The 24350-nt window shown below is 60.8% G+C and carries 17 protein-coding genes and 1 pseudogene; 10 read left to right on the plus strand and 8 right to left on the minus strand.

What is annotated here, in order from left to right:
• The first annotated feature begins 184 nt into the window (after positions 1–184).
• Complete coding sequence (glnE, locus tag NQ204_RS13530; protein WP_256644132.1) at positions 185–2980, plus strand: bifunctional [glutamate--ammonia ligase]-adenylyl-L-tyrosine phosphorylase/[glutamate--ammonia-ligase] adenylyltransferase; 2796 nt, start codon at positions 185–187, stop codon at positions 2978–2980.
• 96 nt (positions 2981–3076) lie between these two features.
• On the opposite strand, the gene NQ204_RS13535 is transcribed toward glnE, so the two are convergent.
• The 3 genes from NQ204_RS13535 to NQ204_RS13545 form a co-directional block, all read right to left on the minus strand.
• On the minus strand, positions 3077–3631 hold the full coding sequence (locus NQ204_RS13535) for a queuosine precursor transporter (protein WP_116863322.1): 555 nt from the start codon (positions 3629–3631) through the stop codon (positions 3077–3079).
• An 84-nt stretch (positions 3632–3715) separates the two neighbouring features.
• A complete protein-coding gene (locus tag NQ204_RS13540; protein WP_116863323.1) occupies positions 3716–4207 on the minus strand; it encodes a hypothetical protein in 492 nt (163 codons plus the stop codon).
• 113 nt (positions 4208–4320) lie between these two features.
• Positions 4321–5280 carry a mitochondrial fission ELM1 family protein gene (locus NQ204_RS13545; protein WP_116863324.1) on the minus strand — a complete coding sequence of 320 codons (960 nt, stop codon included), beginning with the start codon at positions 5278–5280 and terminating at the stop codon, positions 4321–4323.
• 126 nt (positions 5281–5406) lie between these two features.
• Here NQ204_RS13545 and NQ204_RS13550 point away from each other — a divergent pair, with 126 nt between their 5' ends.
• Both NQ204_RS13550 and NQ204_RS13555 read left to right on the plus strand, forming a co-directional pair.
• Positions 5407–5997, plus strand: a complete 591-nt coding sequence (locus NQ204_RS13550) for a malonic semialdehyde reductase (RefSeq protein WP_256644133.1) — start codon at positions 5407–5409, stop codon at positions 5995–5997.
• A gap of 83 nt (positions 5998–6080) precedes the next feature.
• Positions 6081–6788, plus strand: a complete 708-nt coding sequence (locus NQ204_RS13555) for a YceI family protein (protein ID WP_116863326.1) — start codon at positions 6081–6083, stop codon at positions 6786–6788.
• A 156-nt stretch (positions 6789–6944) separates the two neighbouring features.
• Here NQ204_RS13555 and NQ204_RS13560 read toward each other — a convergent pair whose 3' ends face one another.
• From NQ204_RS13560 to NQ204_RS13575, 4 genes and pseudogenes are all read right to left on the minus strand, one after another.
• Positions 6945–7346, minus strand: a complete 402-nt coding sequence (locus NQ204_RS13560; RefSeq protein ID WP_108767534.1) for a hypothetical protein — start codon at positions 7344–7346, stop codon at positions 6945–6947.
• A gap of 173 nt (positions 7347–7519) precedes the next feature.
• Positions 7520–7657: pseudogene (locus NQ204_RS13565) on the minus strand (SIP domain-containing protein); the annotation flags it as partial.
• Positions 7658–7798: 141 nt separating this feature from the next.
• Positions 7799–8596 (minus strand): siderophore-interacting protein, encoded by a 798-nt coding sequence (locus tag NQ204_RS13570; protein ID WP_116863327.1) that lies wholly within the window; start codon positions 8594–8596, stop codon positions 7799–7801.
• A gap of 66 nt (positions 8597–8662) precedes the next feature.
• Positions 8663–9229, minus strand: coding sequence for a PadR family transcriptional regulator (locus NQ204_RS13575; RefSeq protein ID WP_116863328.1), 567 nt, complete (start codon positions 9227–9229; stop codon positions 8663–8665).
• A 636-nt stretch (positions 9230–9865) separates the two neighbouring features.
• Between NQ204_RS13575 and aceE the strand changes: the two genes are divergently transcribed.
• From aceE to NQ204_RS13590, 3 genes are all read left to right on the plus strand, one after another.
• The gene (gene aceE / locus NQ204_RS13580; protein WP_256644134.1) at positions 9866–12553 is read left to right on the plus strand and encodes a pyruvate dehydrogenase (acetyl-transferring), homodimeric type; all 2688 of its coding nucleotides are present in this window, start codon (positions 9866–9868) and stop codon (positions 12551–12553) included.
• 365 nt (positions 12554–12918) lie between these two features.
• Complete coding sequence (locus tag NQ204_RS13585) at positions 12919–14271, plus strand: reverse transcriptase domain-containing protein (protein ID WP_256644135.1); 1353 nt, start codon at positions 12919–12921, stop codon at positions 14269–14271.
• Positions 14272–14792: 521 nt separating this feature from the next.
• Positions 14793–15254: a very short patch repair endonuclease gene (locus tag NQ204_RS13590; protein ID WP_256644136.1), complete on the plus strand. Its 462-nt coding sequence runs from the start codon at positions 14793–14795 to the stop codon at positions 15252–15254.
• Here the strand turns inward: NQ204_RS13590 and NQ204_RS13595 are convergent.
• On the minus strand, positions 15233–16747 hold the full coding sequence (locus NQ204_RS13595; protein WP_256644137.1) for a DNA cytosine methyltransferase: 1515 nt from the start codon (positions 16745–16747) through the stop codon (positions 15233–15235). The genes NQ204_RS13590 and NQ204_RS13595 overlap by 22 nt on opposite strands.
• Before the next feature lie 319 nt (positions 16748–17066).
• Between NQ204_RS13595 and NQ204_RS13600 the strand changes: the two genes are divergently transcribed.
• The 4 genes from NQ204_RS13600 to NQ204_RS13615 are packed head-to-tail and all read left to right on the plus strand — an operon-like array spanning position 17067 to position 24275.
• Positions 17067–18572 carry an ATP-binding protein gene (locus tag NQ204_RS13600; RefSeq protein ID WP_256644138.1) on the plus strand — a complete coding sequence of 502 codons (1506 nt, stop codon included), beginning with the start codon at positions 17067–17069 and terminating at the stop codon, positions 18570–18572.
• A 9-nt stretch (positions 18573–18581) separates the two neighbouring features.
• A complete protein-coding gene (locus NQ204_RS13605) occupies positions 18582–21266 on the plus strand; it encodes a Z1 domain-containing protein (protein ID WP_256644139.1) in 2685 nt (894 codons plus the stop codon).
• On the plus strand, positions 21259–22209 hold the full coding sequence (locus NQ204_RS13610) for a PD-(D/E)XK motif protein (RefSeq protein ID WP_256644140.1): 951 nt from the start codon (positions 21259–21261) through the stop codon (positions 22207–22209). Before NQ204_RS13605 ends, NQ204_RS13610 begins: the two co-directional genes overlap by 8 nt.
• A 20-nt stretch (positions 22210–22229) precedes the next feature.
• On the plus strand, positions 22230–24275 hold the full coding sequence (locus tag NQ204_RS13615) for an AIPR family protein (protein WP_256644141.1): 2046 nt from the start codon (positions 22230–22232) through the stop codon (positions 24273–24275).
• Positions 24276–24350 lie beyond the last annotated feature (75 nt).

Consider the following 24350-nt stretch of genomic DNA (forward strand, 5'->3'; position numbering starts at 1 on the left):
GGAAGGCGGGATTTTTTTTGGCGTGATCCAAAAGTTAAATAGGCAGGGTGAATTCCGGTTAGTGTGAAGGTTGGTATAGTGTTGTTTAAAGGCAGGTCGAGAAGGCTCGACTCTACGCGTACCCCTGCCGGCCAGCGGCCGGCACTACCGGGTCGCGCCGCAGCCGGGTCGATACAATCACGCCATGACCCTCGCCCCCGCCGCACTGCCCGCCACCCTGCAGCCCCTGGTCGACCGCGCGCTGGCGCGTCTGGCCCATGTCCTGCCCGAGCCCATCCCCGCCGCGCTGCAGGCGCCGCTGGCGCGCCTGGCGGTGGCCAGCGATTTCGCCCTGGATACCCTCGTGCGCCAGCCGGCGCTGCTGGCCCACCTGGCCCAGCCTGGCTGCCCGCCGCTGCCGCCCCCCGTGCTCGACCCGCAGCAGCCCAGCGACTGGCAGGCGCAGCTGCGGCGCTGGCGTGCAGCGATGTCCACCCGCCTGGTCTGGCGCGATCTGGCCGGCCTGGACGACGTGCCGCAGACCCTGGCCGGCGCCACCACCCTCGCCGAGGACTGCCTGCGCCTGGCGCTGGACGCCCTGCAGCAGGAATTCGCCCAGCGCCACGGCGTCATCCGCGATGACGATGGCCAGCCGATGCAGCTGGTGGTGTTCGGCCTGGGCAAACTGGGCGGTGGCGAGCTCAACTTCAGTTCCGATATCGACCTGGTCTACGCCTACGCGCAGGGCGGCGAATCCGATGGCCCGCGCCCGCTGGCCGCCGAGGAGTACTTCGCCCGCCTTGGCCAGCGCCTGGCCAAGCTGCTGGACGACACCACCGTCGATGGCTTCAGCCACCGCGTCGACCTGCGCCTGCGCCCGTTCGGCAGCGCCGGCCGTGTGGCGCTGTCGTTCGCAGCGATGGACCAGTACTTCCAGCGCGAGGGCCGCGATTGGGAACGCTATGCCTGGCTGAAGGCGCGCGCGGTGGCTGGCGACATCGCCGCCGGTGAAGCATGGCTGCAGACCCTGCGCCCGTTCGTCTACCGCCGCTACCTGGATTTCACCGCGCTGGATGGCCTGCGCGAGATGAAGGCGGCGATCACCGCCGAAGTCGCGCGCCGCGAGCTGCACGAAGACATCAAGCGCGGTGCCGGTGGCATCCGCGAAATTGAATTCCTGTGCCAGGCGCTGCAGCTGATCCGCGCCGGGCGTGAGCCGGTGCTGCGCGAGCGGCGCCTGCTGGTCGCCCTGCAGGCGCTGGTCAACGCCGGCCAGATCGCGCCGGACGATGGTGCCGCGCTGCGCGAGGCCTATCTGTTCCTGCGCCGCCTGGAAAACCGCCTGCAGATGCTGCGCGATGCACAGACCCACGTGCTGCCCAGCGACCCGCTGGATCGCCAGCGCATCGCCCTCGGCCTGGGCTACACCGACTGGGATGCGCTGCGCGCGGCACTGGCCGTGCAGCAGCAGCGTGTCAGCACCGAATTCGCCGCGCTGCTGGCCCCGCGCAAGGGCCAGGCCGCACCCGATGCGCTGGCCAGTTACTGGCGCAGCCTGCCCGAAGGCAGCAATGCCGAACTGCTGGCTGAAGCCGGTTTCCTCGATGCCAACGGCGCCGACCAGTCGCTGCGTGATTTCGCCCAGAGCACCGGCGTGAAGTCGCTGTCCGATGCCGCGCGCGCGCGCCTGGATCGCGTGCTGCCAGCGCTGCTGCACGCCGCCACGCGTTCGCCGCAGCCCGATGCCGCGCTCAAGCGGGTGCTTGGCCTGCTGCAGGCGGTGCTGCGTCGAACGAGTTACCTGGCGCTGCTGGACGAACAACCCAGCGCCCTGGCGCGGCTGGTGGACGTGCTCGCACGCAGCGCGCTGCTGGCCGAGCGCCTGGCCGCGTACCCGCTGCTGCTGGACGAACTGCTGGACGTGCGCGTGTCCGGGCCGATGCCCGAATTCGACGGCATGCTGGCCGAATGCCAGCAGGTGCTGCCGGTGGAGGATCCCGAATCGCAGCTGCGCTGGCTCAATGAAACGCGGCTTGCCCTGAGTTTCCGCATGGCGATGGCCACGCTGGATGGCCGCCAGGGCGCGGTGGACAGTACCCGCCAGCTGGCCGAGCTGGCACAGGCGGTGGTCATCACCGTGCTGAAGCTGGCCGAGGCAGACATGCACGCCGCGCACGGCGTCGTGCCCGGCGGGCGCTTCGCGATCATCGGTTACGGCAGTCTGGGCGGGCTGGAGCTGGGCTTCGGTTCCGATCTGGATCTGGTGTTCCTGCACGATCATCCCGCCGGCGTGGAAACCAGCGATGGCGCCCGCCCGCTGGAGCCGGGCCGCTGGTACGCGCGCCTGGCGCAGAAGGTGATGGCCCTGCTGGGCGCGGTCACCGCTGCCGGCCGCCTGTACGACATCGACGTGCGCCTGCGCCCGGATGGCGGCAAGGGCACGCTGGTGTCCTCGCTGGCCAGCTACACCGAGTACCAGCGCGAACGTGCCTGGACCTGGGAACACCAGGCCCTGGTGCGCGCGCGCGGCGTAGCCGGCGACGCCAGCCTGTTGGCCGATTTCGAACAGGTGCGCGCGCAGACCCTGGGCCGCGAACGCGACCACGGCACGCTGTATGCCGACGTGCTGAAGATGCGTGGGCGCATGCGCACCGAACTGGACCGCAGCGATGCCGCGCGGCTGGACCTGAAGCAGGGCGCCGGTGGCGTGGTCGATCTGGAGTTCCTGCTGCAGACCGGCGTGCTGGCACGCAGCGCGCAGGTACCGGCGCTGCTGGAACCGCGCGACACGCCGTCGTTGATCGACGCGCTGGCGGTTGGGGGGTTCCTGCCGGAGGCTACTGCGCGCGCGTTGCATGGTGCACACGCCACGCTGCTGGATGTGGGCCTGGCCTGCACGCTGGACCGCCGCCCGCGGTTGGCACCGACGACCCCGGCGATTGAAGAAGCGTGTGCGGTGATCAGTGCGGCGTGTGTGGCGGCTGAGCTGCCGTTTGCCTGACCCGCTTAAAGCGTGTCAACCAAGGTTGACACCTACCAGGGCAATGGCCGGGCGGTGATCCGCTTTGGTAGATGCCAACCTTGGTTGGCAGAGCACCTACCGGGCCAGCGGCGCCATCTTCCACAACAACGCGCGGAACGGGGCCAGCAGGCACACGCCGATGGCGAGCTTCACCGCCAGATCGCCCGCGGCCCAGCTCACCCACGGCAGCGCCGAACCGGCAAACGCGATCGACCAGAAGAGGGTCGTATCCACCGTCGCACTGCAGGTGGTGGCCACCATCGGTGCGCGCCACCAGCTGCCACGGCGCAGGCGGTCGAACACGGTGATGTCCAGCAGTTGAGCCACGATGAAGGCCGAGCACGAGGCGATCGCGATGCGCGGCGTCGCCACCCACACCGACAGCAGCACCGCCAGCAGGAAACCGATCCACGCCACGCGGCGGGCCGGGCCCGGGCCGAAGCGGCGGTTGATCAGGTTGCTCACCAGGAACGCCACCGGGTAGCTGAAGGCGCCCCAGGTCAGCCAGTCGTTGATCGGGTACTGCACCAGCACGTTGGACAGCAGCACCACCGCGCCCATGGCCAGCACTGCCAGCACGAGGGCGCGCGGGGTCAGCGGGGCAAACACGGGGTCAGGACGCACGGACATAGCGAGCCAGGGCAAACGAGGGGGATCGCCCATTATCCGCCGGGCCCGCAGCAAAGCCAAAACCCGCCGTTCAGCTGGCCCGGCTCAGTAACCGCCCTGTGCCGGCGGGTTGGGGGCGGGAATGTGGGTCAGCGGCCTGCCCTGCGGATCGCGGGCCATCAGGCCGTTGTGGCCTTCCGACGGGGTCGGGTCGAACTGCACAGTCTGGCCGACATGGAACAGCACCGAAGGATCGCCCGCCTGGTTCGGCCAGCGGATGGCGGCGGTATTGCCCGGTCGTCCCGCCTGCTCCAGCAACACTTCGCGCTCGCCATCCACGTTGGTGCCGATCGAGCGCACCTGCATCGGCGGCGGCACGCCATTGGACGCCGCCACCGGCGGCTGGCCGGGCTGCGGGTTGGCGGCGGCCGCATCGGCCTGCGCCATGGTCTGGGCCAGACCCGGCGAAATATCCAGCGACACCGGAGGCTGCTGCGTGTCCACGAAGCGGTAGACGCGCCGCGCATCGGCAGGGCTGGCAGCCAGCAGGCCGACGGCCAGGGCCAGGGCAATCGCAGTGCAGGGCAGGGTGCGCATCGTCAATTCCTCCATGGAGCGACTGGGCCCTGGGCGGGCCCGCGTGCCGATCATAGCGTCCGCGGCGTAAAGCGTTGGTAGGCGCGCGTGTGGTTGCCGGCCAGCGGCCGGCATTATCCGAGGCTCAGGCGCGCGCTGACTTCGGCCGCTACCCGCGCGGTTTCGCGCAGCGGCTCGATGTGGTCGTGCTGCCAGTCCAGCCAGTGTGTCTGCAGGCGGCCGCGTTCGTGCAGCTGGCGCTGGAAGCGGGCCAGCCGCCCCTGCGCGGCGTCGGCCAGGGCCACCATCACCGGCAGCCGCGTGGCGCTCGCTTCAGAGAGCAGGTTCACCGAATCGGGCGATACCACCACCCGGTTGGCCCAGCCCAGCAGGCCCGCATAGGGGTTCACGCCGTCGCCGCCATCGCCCCAGATCACATGCGGCAGGTGCGCGAACGTGGCGCGCAGGATCTCGGCCAGTGCCGGCGGCGTGCGTCGCGAGGTGGTGGCCAGCAGGCTGCCGCCTTCGCTGCGGATCTGCTCGGCCAGTGCCGTGAACACCGCCACCATCGACGCCTCGTCCCACGGTGCCAGCGGCGTCGGTCCGCCCACCAGCAGCGCGGTGCGCGGGCCGGGCAGGGCACCGAAGTCGGCGAATGCGGCACGGCCCAGCGCCAGCCAGTCATCGTCCACCGGGTTCAGGCTGCCGATCAGCGTGAGTACGTTGCTGCCACGCAGGGCATCGTGCTCGGGCACCACCACCAGGTCCCAATGGCGGGAGGGCAGGCGCGGGTCGAGGATCTGCACCGTGCGGGTGTCCCGTGCACGCAGCACGCGCAGCGCACCGGCGGCCTGGCGGCCACAGCCGATCGCCAGCGCAGGGGCCTGCGCGGCCAGTTCGGCGAAGTCGGGGCCGTAGCCGTTCACATCACCGGGCAGGCGCCGCGGCGACAGCCAGCGCCAGGGCGCACGGGGCTGCAGGACCAGCGGGCGATGGGTGCCCTGGCGCAGCGCCGAGGCCAGCGCGACCGCCTGGCGGACATTGCCGGCACGGCCGTCAGTGACCGTCCACGGCGCGCTCGATCGTTTCACCATTGGCATTAATTCGTTTCAGCCCTGCTGGGTGTTGCAACAGTCGCGACACTCTACACTCCTGATCGTCTTTTCGCCCCGCGTCGCCCGCGGGCACTGACTCCCTTTTGCTGCCCTGGAGATCCACCGATGTCCCACGCGCTCGACGCTGCTGCACTGGACCAGTTGTTCCGCACTGCCCGTACCCAGAACGCCTTCCTCGACACGCCGGTGGAAGACGCCCAGCTGCACGCCCTGTACGAGCTGGTGAAGTGGGGCCCGACCGCCGCCAACGGCAGCCCGGCGCGCTTCGTGTTCGTGAAGTCGGCGGAGGCCAAGGCCAAGCTGGCCCCGGCACTGTCCGAAGGCAACCACGAAAAGACCCTGGCCGCACCGGTCACCGTCATTGTCGGCTTCGACGAGGATTTCCACGAGAAGCTGCCGTACCTGTTCCCGCACACCGATGCCAAGGCCTGGTTCGACGGCCCGCGTGAAGGCCGCCACGAAGGCGCGTTCCGCAATGGCAGCCTGCAGGGCGCCTACCTGATCCTGGCCGCGCGCGCGCTGGGCCTGGATGCCGGCCCGATGTCCGGCTTCGACAATGCCAAGGTCGACGAAGCCTTCTTCGCCGGCACCCACATCAAGTCGAACTTCCTGGTCAACCTGGGTTACGGTGACCCCTCGGGCCTGTTCCCCCGTCTGCCGCGCCTGTCGTTCGACGAAGCGGCGCGCATCGCGTAAGTCGCTGTATCGGTTTCGGGCCGTCACCTTGGCGGCCTCTGTTGCACCTTGTACCCACCCTACGATTCCGGAGAGTTCCTCAGATGAGCGCCACCCGTAAACTGCTGCTGCCGCTGGCCCTGACCCTGGCCATTGCCGCCTGCTCCAAGCCGGCCGACACCGCTGCCCCGGCGGCCGATGCCGCCGCGCCGGCCACCACCGAGCAGGCTGCCACCCCGGCCGCTGATGCCGCTGCGGCTGCTCCGGCTGCCGAAGCGATCCAGATCGCCTCGGGCACCTACAAGCTCGACCCGAGCCACACCGACGTGCTGGCCCAGTGGAGCCACTTCGGCTTCTCGCACCCGAGCGCGCACTTCGGCAACGCCGAAGGCACCCTGGTGTATGACGCTGCCGACGTGACCAAGTCCACCGTGGAAGTGAAGCTGCCGCTGAGCGGCCTGAACAGCTTCACCGCCAAGTTCGACGAACACCTGAAGAGCGCCGATTTCTTCGACGCCGCCAAGTTTGCCGATGCCACCTTCAAGAGCACCAAGGTTGAAGCGGCTGGCACCAACAAGCTGACCGTCACCGGCGACCTGACCATCAAGGGCATCACCAAGCCGGTCACTCTGGACGTCACCGTCAACGGCGGTGGCGAGCACCCGATGGCCAAGGTTCCGGCCGCTGGCTTCGATGCGACCACCACCCTGAAGCGCAGCGATTTCGGCGTCGGCGCCTACGCCCCGAACGTCAGCGATGAAGTGAACATCCGCATCACCACCGAAGCCACCGGCGAAAAGCCGGCGGCTTGATGCAACCCGCTCACTCGTCGTGAGAAGGCAGAAGGCCCGCTGAAAAGCGGGCCTTCTTTTTTGGGGCGGGGGTGGTGCTCTGGTAGATGCCAACCTTGGTTGGCGCACTACCCACCCGCAGGCCAACCAAGGTTGGCCACTACCGGGTATGTGTGCTCAGCGCTGCGCGATCAACCACGCGGCGCACGCTTCGCTCGGGCTCTGCTTGGCTTTCACGGTCATGCCGCTCACGCGCACAAATGTCTGCGCGGCCTGTGCCACCACGTTGCGGGCGATCAGGGCGGCCTGCTTGGTGGCGGCCTGCTGCTTGCGCAGCTGCACGATATGCACCGACGGGCGGCCCACCGGGGCGTACTTCTGGTCGCGGCGCAGGATGTCGGCCACCTGGGCCACTTCGAATTCGGCCTGCAGATAACGGTGCTCGGCCTCCAGCAGCTCGCGCAGCGGTGCGCGTGCGGCGGCGGGGTCGGCGAAGGCGGCCAGGGCGGTGTCGCAGGCCGCGTCATCGGCGAAACGGGTGCGCAGCTTGTCGATGCCGGCCAGGGTCAGTTTGCCCATGGAGGGCCTCACAGGTGCGGGAAAGGAGCGCGATTGTGGCAGAGAACGTTGCCGCGCGTTCCTGTAGAGCCGAGCCTGTGCTCGGCTTGCCTCGCCCAAAGCAGCCGAGCATGGGCTCGGCTCTACAGGGCAGGGCAGTGCGGACCAACGATCCGCACCCACCCCACGCGGGGTCAGTCGCCGTCGGTTTCGTCCGGGTGCGCCTTCCAGTAGCCGGTCGAGCGGATCCAGTCGCGCGGCACGCCCAGATGGCCTTCGATGAACTTGCGCATCATCCGGGCGCGGCGCGATTCGGTGGCGATCCAGTAGAACGTTGCCGTGCGTTCCTGTAGAGCCGAGCCTGTGCTCGGCTTGCCTCGCCCAAAGCAGCCGAGCATGGGCTCGGCTCTACAGAAGGGGCAAGCCGAGCATGGGCTCGGCTCTACAGGGCACGGCACCCACCCCACGCGGTTTCAATCGCCGTCGGCTTCGTCCGGGTGCGCCTTCCAGTAACCGGTCGAGCGGATCCAGTCGCGCGGCACGCCTAGGTGGCCTTCGATGAACTTGCGCATCATCCGGGCGCGACGCGATTCGGTGGCGATCCAGTAGAACGTGTCGCCGTCCGGGGCCTCGAAGTCGGTCAGCATGTCTTCCAGCAGCGTGCTGCTGGCCGCCGGGAAGCCGTTGCGCTCCAGCCAGTGGATGCGCACGTTCTCGTACTGCGGCAGGTCCTGGCGCTCGTCCTCGTCGCTTACTTCGATATACGCCTGCACCTGCGCGCCATCGGGCAGCACGTCCAGCCAGCGGGCGATGGCCGGCAGCGCGGTTTCATCGCCCATCAGCACGTAGGCGTCGTAGTCGTCGGCCACCACGAACGAGCCGCGCGGGCCGCCGATGGACAGGGTGTCGCCCGGCTGCGCACGCTCGGCCCACGGCCCGGCAATGCCCTGGTCGTGCAGCACGAAGTCGATGGCCAGCTCGCCGGCCTCGTGGTCCCACCAGCGCGGGGTGTAGTCGCGCGCCACCGAGTGCTCCTTGCCCTCGGGGTAGCGCGGGCCTTCGGCGGTCATCACCGGCAGCACCATTTCGCCGCTGCTGTTGGGGAAGAACAGCTTGATGTGGTCGTCCGGGCCGGGCGAATCGAAGCCGGCCAGGTCGGCGCCGCCCAGCACCACGCGGCGCATGTGCGGGGTCACGGTCTCGGTGCGCAGCACGGTCAGGTGGCGGAAGCGCACATCCAGGCGCAGGCGCGAATTTTCATGTTGGGTCATTGCAGTACCTGTGCAGGTAAGCGCGCGGCATCGCGCGCGGGTCGGGGGGGAACGACCTGGCGGGCTTCAGTCTGGCTCGGTCGGGGTTACAGGGGTGGGGCCATCGCCCAGCGCACCGTTCAGCAGCGCCGAGGCGCGCGACAGCTGTTCGGCCACCGCTTCGGCCTCGCCCTCGCTCCAGCGGCCGTGGTGGCGCACCAGCGCCTGCTTGAACTCTCGCAGGGCGGTGGCCAGCGGCGGCGGCAGCGAGGCCTTGGTGATCTCGCGGGCGCGGTCGAAGGCGCGGCGCTGGGCCAGCCGCACCTGGGTGCGCTGCACCTTCAGCTCGAACTCGCCGGCTGCGGTGATGCGGAACACCCGGCGGCCGTCCTCTTCTTCCGATTCCACCCAGCCGGCCTGCTCGAAGCTGGCCAGCAGCGGGTACATCGTGCCGGCGCTGGGCGTGTAGGCCTGCATGAACACGCCGCTGATGTGCTGGATCAGCTCGTAGCCGTGGCGCGGCTGTTCGCCGATCAGCGCCAGCACCAGCAGGCGCAGGTCGCCCCGGCTCAGCACACGCGGCTGGCCGTTGCGGCGGGGGACGGCGGGCGCATCGTCTTCCTTGCGCGCTTTGGCAGTAGAGGTCCGGGCCATTTCGATATATCGGTAGCGAGTGTGCAAACGATATATCGATAAGCCGCACCAGACAAGTACGGTTTCGGCCACACCGATGTGCGGATCGGGCCACGGGGCCAGGCAGCGCAAGGGGTTGGGGCAGGGCGTGCGCGCGCTGCAGGCCACCATTGCGTGGCCCGGCATCCGTGCCAGGCCACGCAACAGCAACCGCAGGGGTGCCCCGTCGGACGGGGCGGGCAGACAGCGCGCCAACGCGCGGGAAGGGGCCTGCTCGCGGCCACGGTGCGCGGCGGGCGCGGCAGCGTCCAGAGCCATACGCGACGGGTTGTCAGGAGTTCAGCCAGGCACCGTCAGACAAGGCCTACGCGCGGCCGGGCTGCCGCACGGCGGTCATGCGCGGTGGTAACACTGCGTCCTGCATGTGGACGCAGCAGCCCGTAAACGACAGCCGGCGCAGGTCGATACGGCGGAAAAAACAGAGGGTTAAGCCCACTTGTCCCACCCGGCGCTGGCCCGGGACAGCCTGTGCGGACATGGGCCGCCTGCCTCCATACGGCAGCGTAGCCAAACGACGCAAGCCCTTGGTGCGCTACACTTTGCGGTCTAGATATCTATACAACAGTCGCGCGCGTGCGTGCGGTAATGGGAGCGCTAATGAACTGGTTGAACGAAGTGCTGAACAACGACACCAATCCTGTGGAAACCCAGGAGTGGATCGAGTCGTTGAAGGCCGTCATTGATGTCGAGGGCCCCGAGCGCGCGCATCAGCTGCTGGAAGGCATGGTGGAACTGACCCGTCGTTCGGGTGCGTACCTGCCGTTCTCGCCCACTACCGAATACGTCAACACCATCGATCCGCAGCTGGAGGCCAAGAGCCCGGGCAACGCGGAACTGGAATGGCGCATCCGTTCGATCATCCGCTGGAACGCGATGGCCACCGTCGTGCGTGCCAACCGCAAGCCGGGCGACCTGGGCGGCCACATCGCCTCCTTCGCCTCCGGCGCCACCCTGTACGACGTGGGCTTCAACCACTTCTGGCGCGCCCCGAGCGACAGCCATCCGGGCGACCTGCTGTTCATCCAGGGCCACAGCGCCCCGGGCATCTACGCGCGTGCCTTCCTGGAAGGCCGCATCAATGAAGAGCAGCTCGACAAGTTCCGCATGGAAGTCGACGGCGGCGGCCTGTCCTCCTACCCGCACCCGTGGCTGATGCCGGACTTCTGGCAGACCCCCACCGTGTCGATGGGCCTGGGCCCGCTGGCCGCCATCTACCAGGCGCAGTTCATGCGCTACCTGGAAAACCGTGGCCTGATCGAGAAGTCCGACCGCAAGGTGTGGTGCTTCATCGGCGACGGCGAGAGCGACGAGCCGGAAACCCTCGGTGCCATCGCCCTGGCCGGCCGTGAAGGCCTGGACAACCTGATCTTCGTGGTGAACTGCAACCTGCAGCGCCTCGATGGCCCGGTGCGCGGCAACGGCAAGATCATCCAGGAACTGGAAGGCGTCTTCCGTGGCGGCGGCTGGAATGTCATCAAGCTGCTGTGGGGCGGTTACTGGGATGCCCTGCTGGCCAAGGACACCCATGGCGTCCTGAAGAAGCTGATGATGGAAACCGTCGACGGCGAATACCAGAACTGCAAGGCCTTCGGCGGCGCGTATACCCGCGAGCATTTCTTCGGCAAGTACCCGGAAACCGCTGCGATGGTCGCCGGCATGAGCGACGACGACATCTGGCGCCTGAACCGTGGTGGCCACGACCCGCACAAGGTGTACGCCGCCTACCATCAGGCCGTGAACACCAAGGGCATGCCGACCGTCATCCTGGCCAAGACCGTGAAGGGTTACGGCATGGGCAGCGCCGGTGAGGCACTGAACCCGACCCACCAGACCAAGAAGCTGGACGACGACGCGGTGCGCCACTTCCGCGACCGCTTCAACATTCCGGTGACGGACGCGCAGCTGGCCGATGGCCAGGTGCCGTTCTACCACCCGGGCCCGGATTCGCCGGAAGTGCAATACCTGCAGGAGCGCCGCAGCGCCCTGGGCGGTTACCTGCCGCAGCGCCGCCGCAAGGCCGACAAGAGCTTCAACGCACCGAAGCTGGAAACCTACGAGCGCCTGCTGAAGAGCAGCGGCGAGCGCAGCTATTCCACCACCATGGCCTTCGTGCAGAGCCTGAACATCACCCTGCGCGACAAGGAACTGGGCCCGCACATCGTGCCGATCGTGGCCGACGAAGCCCGTACCTTCGGCATGGAAGGCCTGTTCCGCCAGATCGGCATCTACGCGCCGTTCGGCCAGAAGTACAAGCCGGTGGACGCCGACCAGCTGATGTTCTACCGCGAAGACCAGAGCGGCCAGGTGCTGCAGCAGGGCATCAGCGAGCCGGGTGCCATCAGCTCGTGGATGGCCGCCGGTACCAGCTACTCGGTGAGCAACGTGCCGATGCTGCCGTTCTACATCTACTACTCGATGTTCGGCTTCCAGCGCGTGGGCGACATTGCCTGGCAGGCCGCCGACATGCGTACCCGCGGCTTCCTGCTGGGTGGCACCGCCGGCCGCACCACGCTGAACGGTGAAGGCCTGCAGCACGAAGATGGCTTCAGCCACCTGGTGGCTGGCGGCATCCCGAACGTGCGCAGCTACGACCCGACCTTCGGCTTTGAAGTGACGGTGATCCTGCAGCACGGCACCAAGGCCATGATGGAAGACCAGGTAGACGAGTACTACTACTTGACCCTGATGAACGAAAACTACACCCACCCGGAAATGCCGGCAGGTGCAGCCGAAGGCATCGTGAAGGGCATGTACCTGCTGACCGACGCCGGCAAGCCGAAGAAGGGCGAGCTGCGCGTGCAGCTGCTGGGTTCGGGCACCATCCTGCGTGAAGTGATTGCCGCCGCCGAGCTGCTGGACAAGGACTTCGGCGTGACCGCCGATATCTGGTCCTGCCCGAGCTTCAACGAGCTGCGCCGCGATGGCTTTGACGCCGAGCGTGCCAACCGCTTCCACCCGGAAGGCGACCAGCGCAAGGCCTACGTGACCGAGCTGCTGGAAGGCCGCCAGGGCCCGGCGATTGCCGCCACCGACTACGTGCGTGCGTATGCGGACCAGATCCGTGCGTTCGTGCCGATGAGCTACACCGTGCTGGGTACGGATGGCTTCGGTCGTTCGGATACCCGTGCGAACCTGCGTCGCTTCTTCGAGGTTGACCGGTACTACATCGCGCATGCCGCGATTGCGGCGCTGGCCAAGGACGGGAAGATGACGGGTAAGGATGTGGCCCGGGCGATCAAGCAGTACAAGATTGATCCGGAGAAGGCTAACCCTGTTGGGGTTTGATTGAGACTGCCGGAGGGTGAGCGCTTGCTGCACTCACCCTCCGGATTGCAACTTCGTTCAATGTAGGCAAAAATCAGGAATGCTCCAAGGGAGCTAGCGGGACTGATCTAAGGCATCATGCCGTCGGGGCCAACGCGCGAGCCGAGGCCACCTGATAACCTACTTTACTTGGTTGGTACCGTGAACCCGAGCTTGCTCGGGTTTTTTAATGGGGATTATTGATGATTAGCGAAAAGGAACTTGCGGACGCGATCGTCGTTGAGTGCAGGAAGCTCATCGTTCGATATGAGACCTATCACAATTGCCTCCACGCTGAGCTCACGCGAGTTCGGAAACGGTTAGGAGTCGCTCCTCCGAAGGTCGTGATGAAGCCCGACTACTGGAGGCTGGGTAATAGATTCGATCCCTTCTACTGCCAGGGAAGAGCGAAAATAATTGCCCGTTCAATATTTCGAAAAATTGTTGACAAGACTTACGTTCCTCATTCGCCGCACGAAAAGAAAATTCCTAAATCTTCTGGCGGTGAACGGACGCTTCGGATATATGAAATTCCCGACGCCGTAGTATCAAAGCTTCTCTATCAAAGGCTTCTACACAAGAATAGGCATAGGTTCAGTGCGTTTTCTTATGCCTACCGAGAAGATCGCAATGTGCACTTCGCTATACAAGATCTTTACGAAGACATTTCCAAATTTGACCGCCTATATGTTGCCGAGTTCGATTTCTCAGACTTCTTTGGAAACATCTCGCACGCTCATCTCGATAGTCAATTAAAATCTAATGGGCTTATGCTAAGTGATGAGGATATTTGGCTAATAAAGAGATTTCTCTTGCCGGAGAAAGGTATTCCGCAGGGAACTTCTATATCGCTTTTCCTGGCAAACGTGGCTTGCCTCTCTTTGGATAAGTCGCTGGAACGATTGGGCGTCAAGTTCGCTCGCTATGCGGACGATACGGTGATATGCAGCCACAGCTATGAGTCCATTTCAAGAGCGGCAAATGAGATAACAAGATTTTCAAAGATCTCCGAGGTTTCGGTTAATTTTGAAAAATCTCAGGGAATCAGCTTGCTGACCCACTTTCCCGGCAAGGCAGAGTTTAAGGCTAAGAATAGCTTCGAGTTCCTAGGTTACTCGGTATCGACGAGCTGTCTTGGGATCAAGAAATCGTCGGAAAATAAGATCAAGAAGCGTCTCTCTTATCTTGCGTATCGCAATCTGGTTCAGCCACTAAAGCCTGCGCGGCTTAGATCGGTGAGGATCCCGCTGCTGCGCGACGATGACTTTGTCACTGCGATGATGCAAATACGGAGATACATCTGGGGGGGGCTTAACAAGTCAACTCTAAATGGATATCTTAGCAGGGGCGGTGGTCAAATAAGATTTCGCGGTGTAATGAGCTTCTATCCACTTGTGACCGATGATGAGCAACTTCGTTCTCTAGATGGCTGGCTAGCGTCGATGCTCTACAGAACTCTCAAGTTGAGGGCGCGCCTCTTCGCAAGACATGGCTATCCTAGCATTAGTGCCAATTTTCCATATAACGTATCTGAGAGAAGCTTTATTGAGGCGCTGGACTCTCATCGTATTGGGGGGAAAAGGCTTGTCGAAGTGCCTAGCTTCTTTCTTCTAAGTAGGGCTATGCGCAAGGCAATGAAAGAACACGGAATTTCATACGTAATGGATCCTCGTTCAAGCATGTATGCGTATAGAGACTGATTTTCTGCTTGGGTAGCAAAGTGAGGCGTCGAATCTCGCTTGGCGCGGATCTACATTGATCTCCTCGGGTGCTGATTAAATCCTCGCAAGTATCGCGAGGATGGTTCGGTCCCGCGCGTCCTGTAGTAGGGTTTCCGATCATCTCGGTAGCGCATGAGGAAGCGTGGGGTGTGCTCGACTGCATGGCGTCTGTGATTCGGCTTTATTGTGGGTGCCTGTTTCCGATTACGGCATGAAACTCTGAAGTAAGGCCATTCCCACAGTGGGCTTCGAGCTAGGGTGATAATTTCCCTTGTCGAACAAGGCGGGCCGAGTCAAGGCCCAGCGAGTCGGGAGCGAGCTGGCCTGGCAAACTGAGTGAGCGAAACTGCGATGTGCCCTTTCACTGCTCAACGCGAGAGAGACTGCATCTGCGATTGGCGCAGCTGGGCCGCAGAGGAGATGTGGCTTGCGGTGCCCGGGCTGCATCCATCATCCCGTTACAATGCAAAAGTCACTGATCTTTGCGCGGAGTATGTGCAGTGGTAGACATAGTTGAGGGTGCCATTCGTTCAAAGATGATGTCGTGTATCAAGGGCAAGAACACAAAGCCCGAATGGGTGGTTCGAAGATACTTGCACAGCCGAGGATTTCGATACGCGCTTCACAAACGCGATCTACCCGGACGGCCCGACCTGACATTGCCCAAGTACCGGGCGGTCATCTTCGTTCACGGCTGCTTTTGGCACATGCATCACGGATGCCGATACGCGACTCTGCCAGCCACTCGTCCCGAGTTTTGGCTGAGCAAGCTGCAAGGGAATCGTGAGAGGGACGAGCGACAAGTCCAAGAGCTCACGAGAGCTGGCTGGCGAATCGCCGTAGTGTGGGAGTGTAGCCTCAGGCTGCGGCCAGAGCAGACTCTGGCCGAGCTATCGAAATTCCTTACGTCCGGCGCGACGCGTGCAGAGTTCTCTGCAGATCAATGCCCCAAGATCGAGTAGACCACGTCCGCGATCTGGTTGGCCATCCATGGTGGAACAGCGTTCCCTACCTGTCGAAACTGTGCTCCTCGCGCTCCCTCAAAGAAGTAATTGTCCGGGAAGGTTTGCAATCTCGCTGCTTCTCGGACAGAGATGCTTCTGAGTTGGGTTGGATCGGGATGAATGAAGTAATGCCCGTCCTTCTGGAGATGGCTGGTCACTGTAGAGCTGGGTGCATCCCACCTTTGAACCTTAAAGCGGTCTACAAATTTCCCCGTCGTCCAATTTGCGTGATCCGGATGAATGGACTCTGGAAACTCCGAAGCACCTCGCGGAGAACGCTTGTGGGCTAGGGTAAATGCTGATGCATAACCGTAGCGAACAAGATCCATCCACATGTGCTGCCGAACCTCGTGATTAAGCAAATGACCGAGCCTCGGATCAATAAGCCAAGCCTCTAAATGACTGGGAACCTGATTGCATCCAGCAGTTCTCGGCATCGATCTCCCGCCAGAGCCGAAGTCAGTCTGAGGAACACGTAAGGCTTGCTGACGAAGCTCATCTGACACGCGGCGGTCATCTGTAAGGCTGGCAGCGTGTAATAGGATTTCCCTAGCTTCTGATGACCAATCGTCAACATCGACGTTAGTTACACCGCTCCTCAGTCTTGGTAGGCCTTTGATGACCGAATCAAGATGCACCTCGTCACTGGATGAACTCATCCATCTGGCGTGAGTAAGCTTGATGTCTTCAGCTACACCAAGAAGCACTACCCTGTGACGAGCCTGAGGTACCCCCAGCTCTTCCGCTCTCAAAATGTACTTACGCCCATCCTCATCATCGAAAAGGTCGGTTTCCCCGTCTCGCACTAGCGGAATGACGTTGTAGCGAGGTCCGCCTCTCCCGCCGGGTGCGCGGAGATCGTCGAGGATTTTGGGGAACATTAGCTCACCCCCTACCTTCGACGAAAGAATCCCCTTGACGTTCTCCATTACGAACGCCGCGGGTCGGTGATCTCTGAGAATCTTGAGATAATGTTTGTATAGGAAGTGTCGGTGGTCATCCTCGGCCTTGTAGCCGGCAACCCCGCGATTGCGTGCCCGTCCCACTAGAGAATACGCTTGACAAGGGGGGCCGCCAATTAGGATCCAGGGGTCGGAACTGCTGGCGACCTTGCGGATGCGGTCATGCAGCACGAGATCATGTTCAGCAAGTCCGAGCTGAAGCTGCCTGGCCTCTGCGCCAGAAGCAAGCCACTCTTGCTCAGTCTTCTCGGTCCATGGTTGGGCTGCTCGGCCGGCGACATAGTCGTAGTAGCTTATGGGCGCCTTTCCCAGAGGAAATTGTCGATAGAAAGCTCGCAGGCGAAGAGTTCTCGCTGCGTTGGCCTCCATCTCAGCTGAGATCGCAATTTTGAACGGCTGGTGCTTGGGCCTGCCCTTGGCTACGTAGGCGGAAAAACCTTCGCCCAAGCCGCCGGGGCCTGCAAACACATCTACAACAGGGATCTGCATGCTGATTCACAATGTAATTGGCGGCGCATCTTGCGTCGCATCATTACTGCCAGGATCGCATGCGGTAGGGAGTTTTTCAAGCTCAGCCTCGCTTGGACTGGCGAACTGATCCCAAGCCGTCAGCAAAACAGAGCCTCGCTTTGGATGGTGCTGGCTAGAGTCAAATTACCGGCACGGTGCTCGGCCTAGGAATGATGGGATTTGGTAACGAAGACTGCGGAAAGCGTCACGGTATCGGGTATAGTCGGATCGAAGTGGCTGGCTGTGGCGGCGGAGCTTGGCTCTGGGTGTATGCAGGCAAGATTGCTAAGGATGGGTAATGAGAGATTTGCTTCCGGGGCACATCTGGGTCGAACCCAGTGCGGCTAGATTGTTGGAATCGATGCGGGATATCGGTTACTCCTTTGAGAGTGCACTTGCGGATATTGTGGACAACAGCATTTCCGCTGGTGCAAAACTGATTGAAATATTTAACGATACTCATTCGGACGGCTCGCCATTCTTGGCCATACTCGATGATGGTCGTGGAATGCGGCCCTCTGAGCTGACAGATGCCATGCAGCATGGCAGTAAAAGTCCTCGCGATTTCAGAGTCGAAACAGATTTGGGGCGCTTTGGCCTTGGGCTGAAAACCGCTTCCTTCAGTCAGTGCAGACGTCTTACCGTTGCTTCAAGCGTAGACGGGGAAATGTCTGCCCGCTGTTGGGATCTAGACTTGGTGCTTGAGAAGGATCAGTGGCTTCTTAAGGTGTTGGATTCTTCGGGGATCGACGAAATCCCAATGATCCACTTGCTCCCATCGACAGGGACATTGGTGGTGTGGCAGGGCTTGGATCGCCTCGATCCGTACGAAAACAGCCCTGATGATGCCCTCGTTGCGTTAAATGATCTTTTTGCAAATGCTAGATCGCACTTGGCACTTACGTTCCACAGGTTCCTCGCTCAGGAAAAGGGAGCGTCATTGTTTGGCGGGGTCACACTGCGTCTCAATGGCTCTCCAGTGATGGCGGCCGACCCCTTCGCGCGGCATATGTCTCCATCTTCTGACCCGCATGAAACTGAGACAATAAGAATGGCCAGTTCTGCTGTGACCGTTCAAGCGTTCACACTTCCCCATCACCAGCGTCTCAGTCCTGAGCAGATGAGCGCGATTGAGTTGGGGTCGAGCCTGGCTGAGACCCAAGGGCTTTACGTATACCGTGCTGGACGTCTAATTGCCGGAGGTACGTGGTTAGGTCTTGTTAGGAAGTCCGAGCTAACTAAGCTACTCCGGGTGCAAGTCGACGTGCCTACATCGCTTGATTCGGAATGGAGCATAGACGTTCGAAAATCGCGAATGCGGCTGCCTTCAGCGGTTCGGAGACGCTTAAGGCCGTTGATAGAGGGCATGACTGAGACTGCTCGCAGGCCCTACACGTATAGGGGGCGTCGCCAAGCCACAGGCGCAGGCATGCCGCTGTGGCAAAGGGTGGAAGAACGAGGTGCGATTCGATACGAGGTTCGTCGCGACCACCCCATTATTGAGGCGCTTCGGAAGGCCGCGGGTTCACGGGCAGATGTTGACGCCGCACTGCTCGCGATTGAAGCAACGCTTCCACTGGAGTCGGTATTTTCAGACATCGCATCTTCACCCAAGACCGTAGCTCAGCAGTCGCTAGATGGTGCTGAGATCACGCAGATTTTAGCCACTTATGTGGAGGCGATCGCTCCAGGAAAGAACACCCTCCCGCGCTCAATCGCGGAAGTCATATTGGCGACACCGGTTTTCGCAGGTCAGTCGGGCGCAAGGCGTGCGCTAGAGCAGCTACGAGTTATCGAAGACTAAGGACAGGACATGAGTTACGACCAGGTTTTGACACTCTCCCGAGCGGCGATGGCGCAGCGTGTGGCCCACAGCCCACCGGAAATATTGGAGGTTGTGGGAGGGATTGCCGCGCTGTCGTTCATATTTCCAAGAATCTCCGACGCAGAGGTCGCTCAGATAGCCAAACAGATCGAGCGAGAGTTCGAAGTTGTGCTCGGGCCATCGCACACGGTTAAGGCTCCTGGCCACAAGCCTTGGTTGCTCGGCCGCGCGCATCAGATAGATTTCCGGTATTGGAAGCGCTATCGGGACTACCTCATTTCTGGAGGCATGTCTGAGACTGTCGTGAACGCAATATCAGGCGTAACTGATTCGATTGTTGACTTGGCTGGTGACCCGAAGATCGAAGGAACGTGGTCTCGTCGAGGCTTGGTGGTCGGTCATGTGCAAAGCGGTAAGACAGCCAACTATCTTGGCGTTATCAACAAGGCTGCTGATGCAGGATATAAGGTGGTTGTGCTGATTGCCGGTGTGCACAACAACCTTAGGTCCCAGACGCAAGAGCGCGTGGACTTGGGCTTCGTGGGTCGCGACAGCGATCAAATCTTAAGTCGGCAGGTTAATGCCAAGCAGGTCGGCGTTGGAAATTTTAATCCGGCATTTACCGCGACTGCTTTTACCAGTCGCGCGCACGATTTTAATCGGGCGAGAGCAGATGGGTGGGGGAATCCGCTGCAGAATAGCAGTGAACCTGTAATTCTTGTGATCAAGAAGCATCCCTCAATTCTGAACAACCTCATCGACTGGATCCGTGGCACAAGTGCTTCTAAAGGCGGGCTCACACTTCCGATGCTTGTCATCGATGACGAAGCGGACAACGCATCTGTAGATACGTCGAAGGATCCTAATGCACCAAAAAAGATCAACAGTCTTATTCGTGATCTATTGGGGTTGTCCACTAGGAATGCATACATTGGGTACACCGCAACTCCGTTTGCGAACATTTTTATAGATCCTGATGCTGAGATCGCTTCACAAGGAAAGGATCTGTTTCCTAGAGAATTTGTTGTAGGACTGGAGGCACCTACGAACTATGTTGGCCCCCACTCATTCTTTGGAGGGGATTCTGCTGGGCTGACTGTCGATCTGGAGGGGACCGATGACTGGTTGCCTCCATCCCATAAGATTAGCTGGCGAGTAGAGGGGCTACACCATAGTCTAGTAGAGGCCATCGATTGCTTTGTTTTGTCAAAGGCAATTCGTGTTCTTAGGGGGCAAGGTAGTAAGCATCACTCGATGCTAGTGAATGTATCTCGATTCACCGGTGTCCAGAGTGAGGTAGCAAGAAATATCGCAAGTCATCTCATCGAAGTGCAGTCCGCTATTCAGAACCGGTTTGCATTGCCAGAGGCGTCTGCACTTAAAGATCCATTCATGCGCTCGCTTCACGCTACCTGGAACAAGTTCTACGTCGGAGCTGATGAGGATTGGTCCAGCATTCAAGCTCAACTCCATAGGGCCGCTGCCGGGATGGTTGTGGTCGAGGTCAACGCCTCCAAGTCATCCGGAAAGCTCGACTACCGAGCGCACGCGGAAAGCGGGCTCAATGTAATCGCTGTGGGCGGAAATTCGCTCTCTCGCGGATTTACGTTGGAGGGTCTAACCATCAGTTATTTCCTTCGAAACACTCAGATGTACGACACACTCCTTCAAATGGGGCGATGGTTCGGATATCGCGATGGGTACATGGATCTTTGTCGCTTGTTCCTTACGCCTGAGGCTTCCGATTGGTACGGTTTCATTGCAGGCGCGACTGAAGAGCTTAGGGACGAGATTAGAAGAATGGAGCTCAATGGTCTGACCCCCATGGACTTTGGTCTTGCTGTTCGTAGCCACCCTGGGACGCTCCTGGTCACCGCGCGAAACAAGATGCAAAACACCGAACAGATTGTTCGTGAGATATCACTTTCCGGGAAAATGGTTGAGACCTCGGCGATCATTGCCACCGGGCTTGCTAGAAAGGCGAATGTCGACGCGGTCGAAGTTCTCGTTGGCAAAATTTTGGCTGATGGTTGCGAACCATTGCCCTATGGAAGCGGGGCGCGTCCTAGTCATCTCTTCAGTGAAGTGGCGTCTGAGCGCGTACTGGACTTCATTTCTAGCTTCGGTGTTCATCCGGGTCAGTTGGACATGCAGCGTGCTCCATTGATTGAGTACGTGCGGGAGCGAGGCTTCTCCGAGTGGGATGTGATTCTGGTCTCCAGCTCTAAGCCCGAGGCACTCAAGGAGGACGTTCATGGTCTGGCGCTGGGACTGCAAAGTCGTAGCGTTACTGTAGGGAATGCCCAACGATTCGAGAGAGCGTTACTTATCTCCGGCACGAAGCGGCGAGTTGCTTCGAGAGGTATTGAACGCGCGGGACTGAGTGACTCACAAGTGGCAGCTGCATTGGCCGCTCATAAAGGGAAGACCAGCAACATCCCAGACCACATCTATAGGGCCCAGCGATCACGGCCGCTTCTTATGCTCCATCTCTTCCAAGCGGTGGAGGATGGCGGGCAGAAACATGCCGCGTACGGGCTTAGCTTCCCCGGACTCGCCGCGGGCGAAAAGGAAAAGTTGGTGCTCTACACCGCGAACTTGATTGCGTACAGGGAGCTGTTCGGGTCGCGAGAAGATGAGTATGAGGACGAAGATGTCTTGGTCGATGAATGAGGATCCCTGGTCATCACTTGGCGGGATGCCTGACAAGATCGTTGGGAAGCGCATAGCCCAAGATCATCCCCTTGACTATTACTGGGCTCGCGCACAAGGAGGAGCTGTTGGCTTGGTTTTGCGAGACGTCGCGCCCGGATGGATTCCAAAGAGCCTTCCTGAGCTACGTGGCGTAGATCTTTCCACGTCATCTGAGGACAGTGTCCCCGAAATTCGCATGTTTCTCAGGCAGCCGGGTGACCAAGATGTCTTTCTGACCCTGTGTAGAGACGTCATTGCCTACTCGTCCTTCAGTGACTCTCGAGAGGGGGCCGCACGTCAATTCTTTCGCCGCTTAGAGCACTGGCATGTGCTCATGAGCCGGACCCGGACGGATGCGATGGAGCCTCATGAGGTCAGGGGAGTGATAGGAGAGTTGATGATACTTGAGCGATTGATGCGAACCGTCGGCGCAGAGTCGGCAGTTGCTTCTTGGGTAGCGCCTGAAGACCATCCCCAAGATTTTGCGCGCGAAGGGATGCTTCTTGAGATCAAAACGAGACTCTCCGGAACGCGTCAGCGCGTGACGATATCATCGCTAGAGCAGCTCGAGGCCAGTCACTTGGCTCTGTACCTAGTCGCGGTCGAGCTCGTCGAGGTGGAAGGTGATCGTGGCCGTTGCCTGAATGAGTTGTGCGCTGACGTTCTGGCCACAGCCAGGGCGCACAGTTTGGCTCTGGAAGACCGCTTGGAAGTTGCACTACTCAAGCGAGGATACGTGCGACGTGATGAGTACGACGTCGCCAAATACCAAGTTGCTGGAGTATCCAGTTATTTGGTTGGGGATGGGTTTCCCCGCATTCTGAGATCGGAAACTGATGCGCGAGTAGTTGGAGCTAGTTACGTTCTGGACTTGTCGTCCTTGGCTTCATTCGCTGTATCTGTTGAGGAAATTGTCAGTTAGAGGCGATGAAGGAAATGGCCATGGATGAAGATGTGACCTCATTTCGCTCGGCCCTTCTCGGCGAGATCGGCGCTGAGCAGGCCGCTGGCATGGGGTATTCCGCCACGCGATTCGTAGATCGTGCTTGCGCGATTTTAGAAGTCGGAGAGGAATTTACTGAGTACAACGTCTGTAGGGTCTCGGGAAAAATGTCCCGTGGTTCTGCCGTTCAATTGGATGCTTACAGTTTTTCCCCAGTTGACGGCGTTCTAAATCTCGTCGTGGCAATATTCTCCGGCGAAGATGTGCCGGAGCCAATTCTCACTGATGAGGCACGACGAGCGGTCACAGCTGCGTTTAAGTTTTTGGAGGGGAGCGCGCACGAAGCTCTCGCAAATTCTTGGGATGAAAGTCATGCAGCTCATGCCGTATGCAATGAAATTTTCTCTTTTACAACAAATGGAGAGATGACGAAAGCCTGCATCTACTTGATATCTGACAGGCCATTGGGCGCGTCGATTGGGCGGATGCCTGAATTATCCTTGGGGCCCCAGAAGGTCGAGTTGCATCTCTGGGATGTCGCAAGGCTTGCTCGCATGGACGCCTCGACGAGTGGGCGAGAGGAAATTGTGATCGACTTCCCCTCTGAGTACGGCCAAGGCATTCCAGCTCTAAAAGCGGGTATGGACGACGAGGCGCGGTACGAGTCGTACATGTGTATTCTCCCTGGTTCCATCCTTGCTAGCCTTTATGATCGCTTTGGTGGCAGGATCCTGGAGCAGAACGTTCGAGCCTTCCTTGGAGACACTCGAAAGGTCAATAAGGGCATTCGTGAGACCTTGAAGGTTGAGCCAGGAATGTTCTTTGCTTACAACAATGGCCTGACTGTGACGGTGTCGGCTTTGTCTAGTCGTTTGGTCGATGGGGCCTTAGAGGTCTCTTCTGTTCAAGGTCTTCAGATCGTTAACGGGGGCCAGACGACTGCATCTCTGTACTGGGCAAGCAAGGCTGGAGTGGACCTTTCGAGAGTAAGAGTCCAGATGAAACTTTCTCAGCTTCCTGAGGATGGATTTGAGGATTCTGTTCATAATATTGCACGCTTTGCAAATGCTCAGAACGCAGTTTCAGCGTCTGATCTATTTGCAGGCCATGCGTACTTTAAGCGAATTGAGTCCATTTCTCGCCAGACTCTCGCGCCTCCGGGTGCTCCGAATGAGGGAAATACATACTGGTACTTCGAGCGCACCGCAGGCAGCTATAAGGTTGAGTTGAAGAGAAAGAAACCCCTTGAGGCAAAGTTCTGGCAAATTTTGAATCCAAAAAAGCAGGTCCTTACAAAGACGGACGTTGCACGATTTGACTCTACCTTCGAGGGGAGTCCGCATTATGTAAGTCAAGGTGCCCAAAAGAACATCGGGCATTTTGGAAAATCCGTTATGCAGGCATGGGCTAAGGATCCGGCGCTATTTGATGAAAGATACTTTCAGCGCCTGGTCGGTCGCGCGATTCTAACTCGTGCAATCGACGCAGCCATTCCTGGGCAGGACTGGTATCCAGGGTCTATCGTAAGACCGTTGACCTCCTACACACTCGCATTGATCAGTGCAAGAATGGGTGATGTCGGCTTGCAGCCAAATTATAATGAGGTCTGGAAGAGTCAGCGAGCTCCAAAGACCTTCGTTGAAGAGGCCATGCGCGTTGCGCGCAAGTTGCTCCCATTACTAATGGAAATCCCGGAAGAACAGGTGCGCAACCGGCTTGTAACCGAGTGGGTGAAGCGGGAGGCGTGCTGGGTTCGTGTAAAGGAGAGTGCTATCAATCTCTCTCCGGCAGTGCTTGCGTGGGCCATTCCCGCGGCCACTGATCGGCGTGCACGGCGCCCTTGGAAGGATCAGGCGAGAGAGCTTTGGCAGGACGGAACTTGGAAGCGTCTCCAAGTTTGGAATGAAGTCGAGGGTGCGCTCAGTGACGGCGAGGCAAGTATTGTTGAGTGGGCGGCAATAGCATCTGAATTTGCGCCTCGTGGTTTTCGATTGGAGAAACTACAAGAAGCATTCAAGTGTGCTGTTTCAAAAGGGTTCGCTTAATACGTGCTTCGTGAAATTGGAGGCAAAAATCGGCCGATAGCAATTTTCTTAGCAGACGCTTCTTGCGTTCCGCGA

It is taken from the genome of Stenotrophomonas testudinis, assembly GCF_024499815.1.
Classification (GTDB): Bacteria; Pseudomonadota; Gammaproteobacteria; order Xanthomonadales; family Xanthomonadaceae; genus Stenotrophomonas.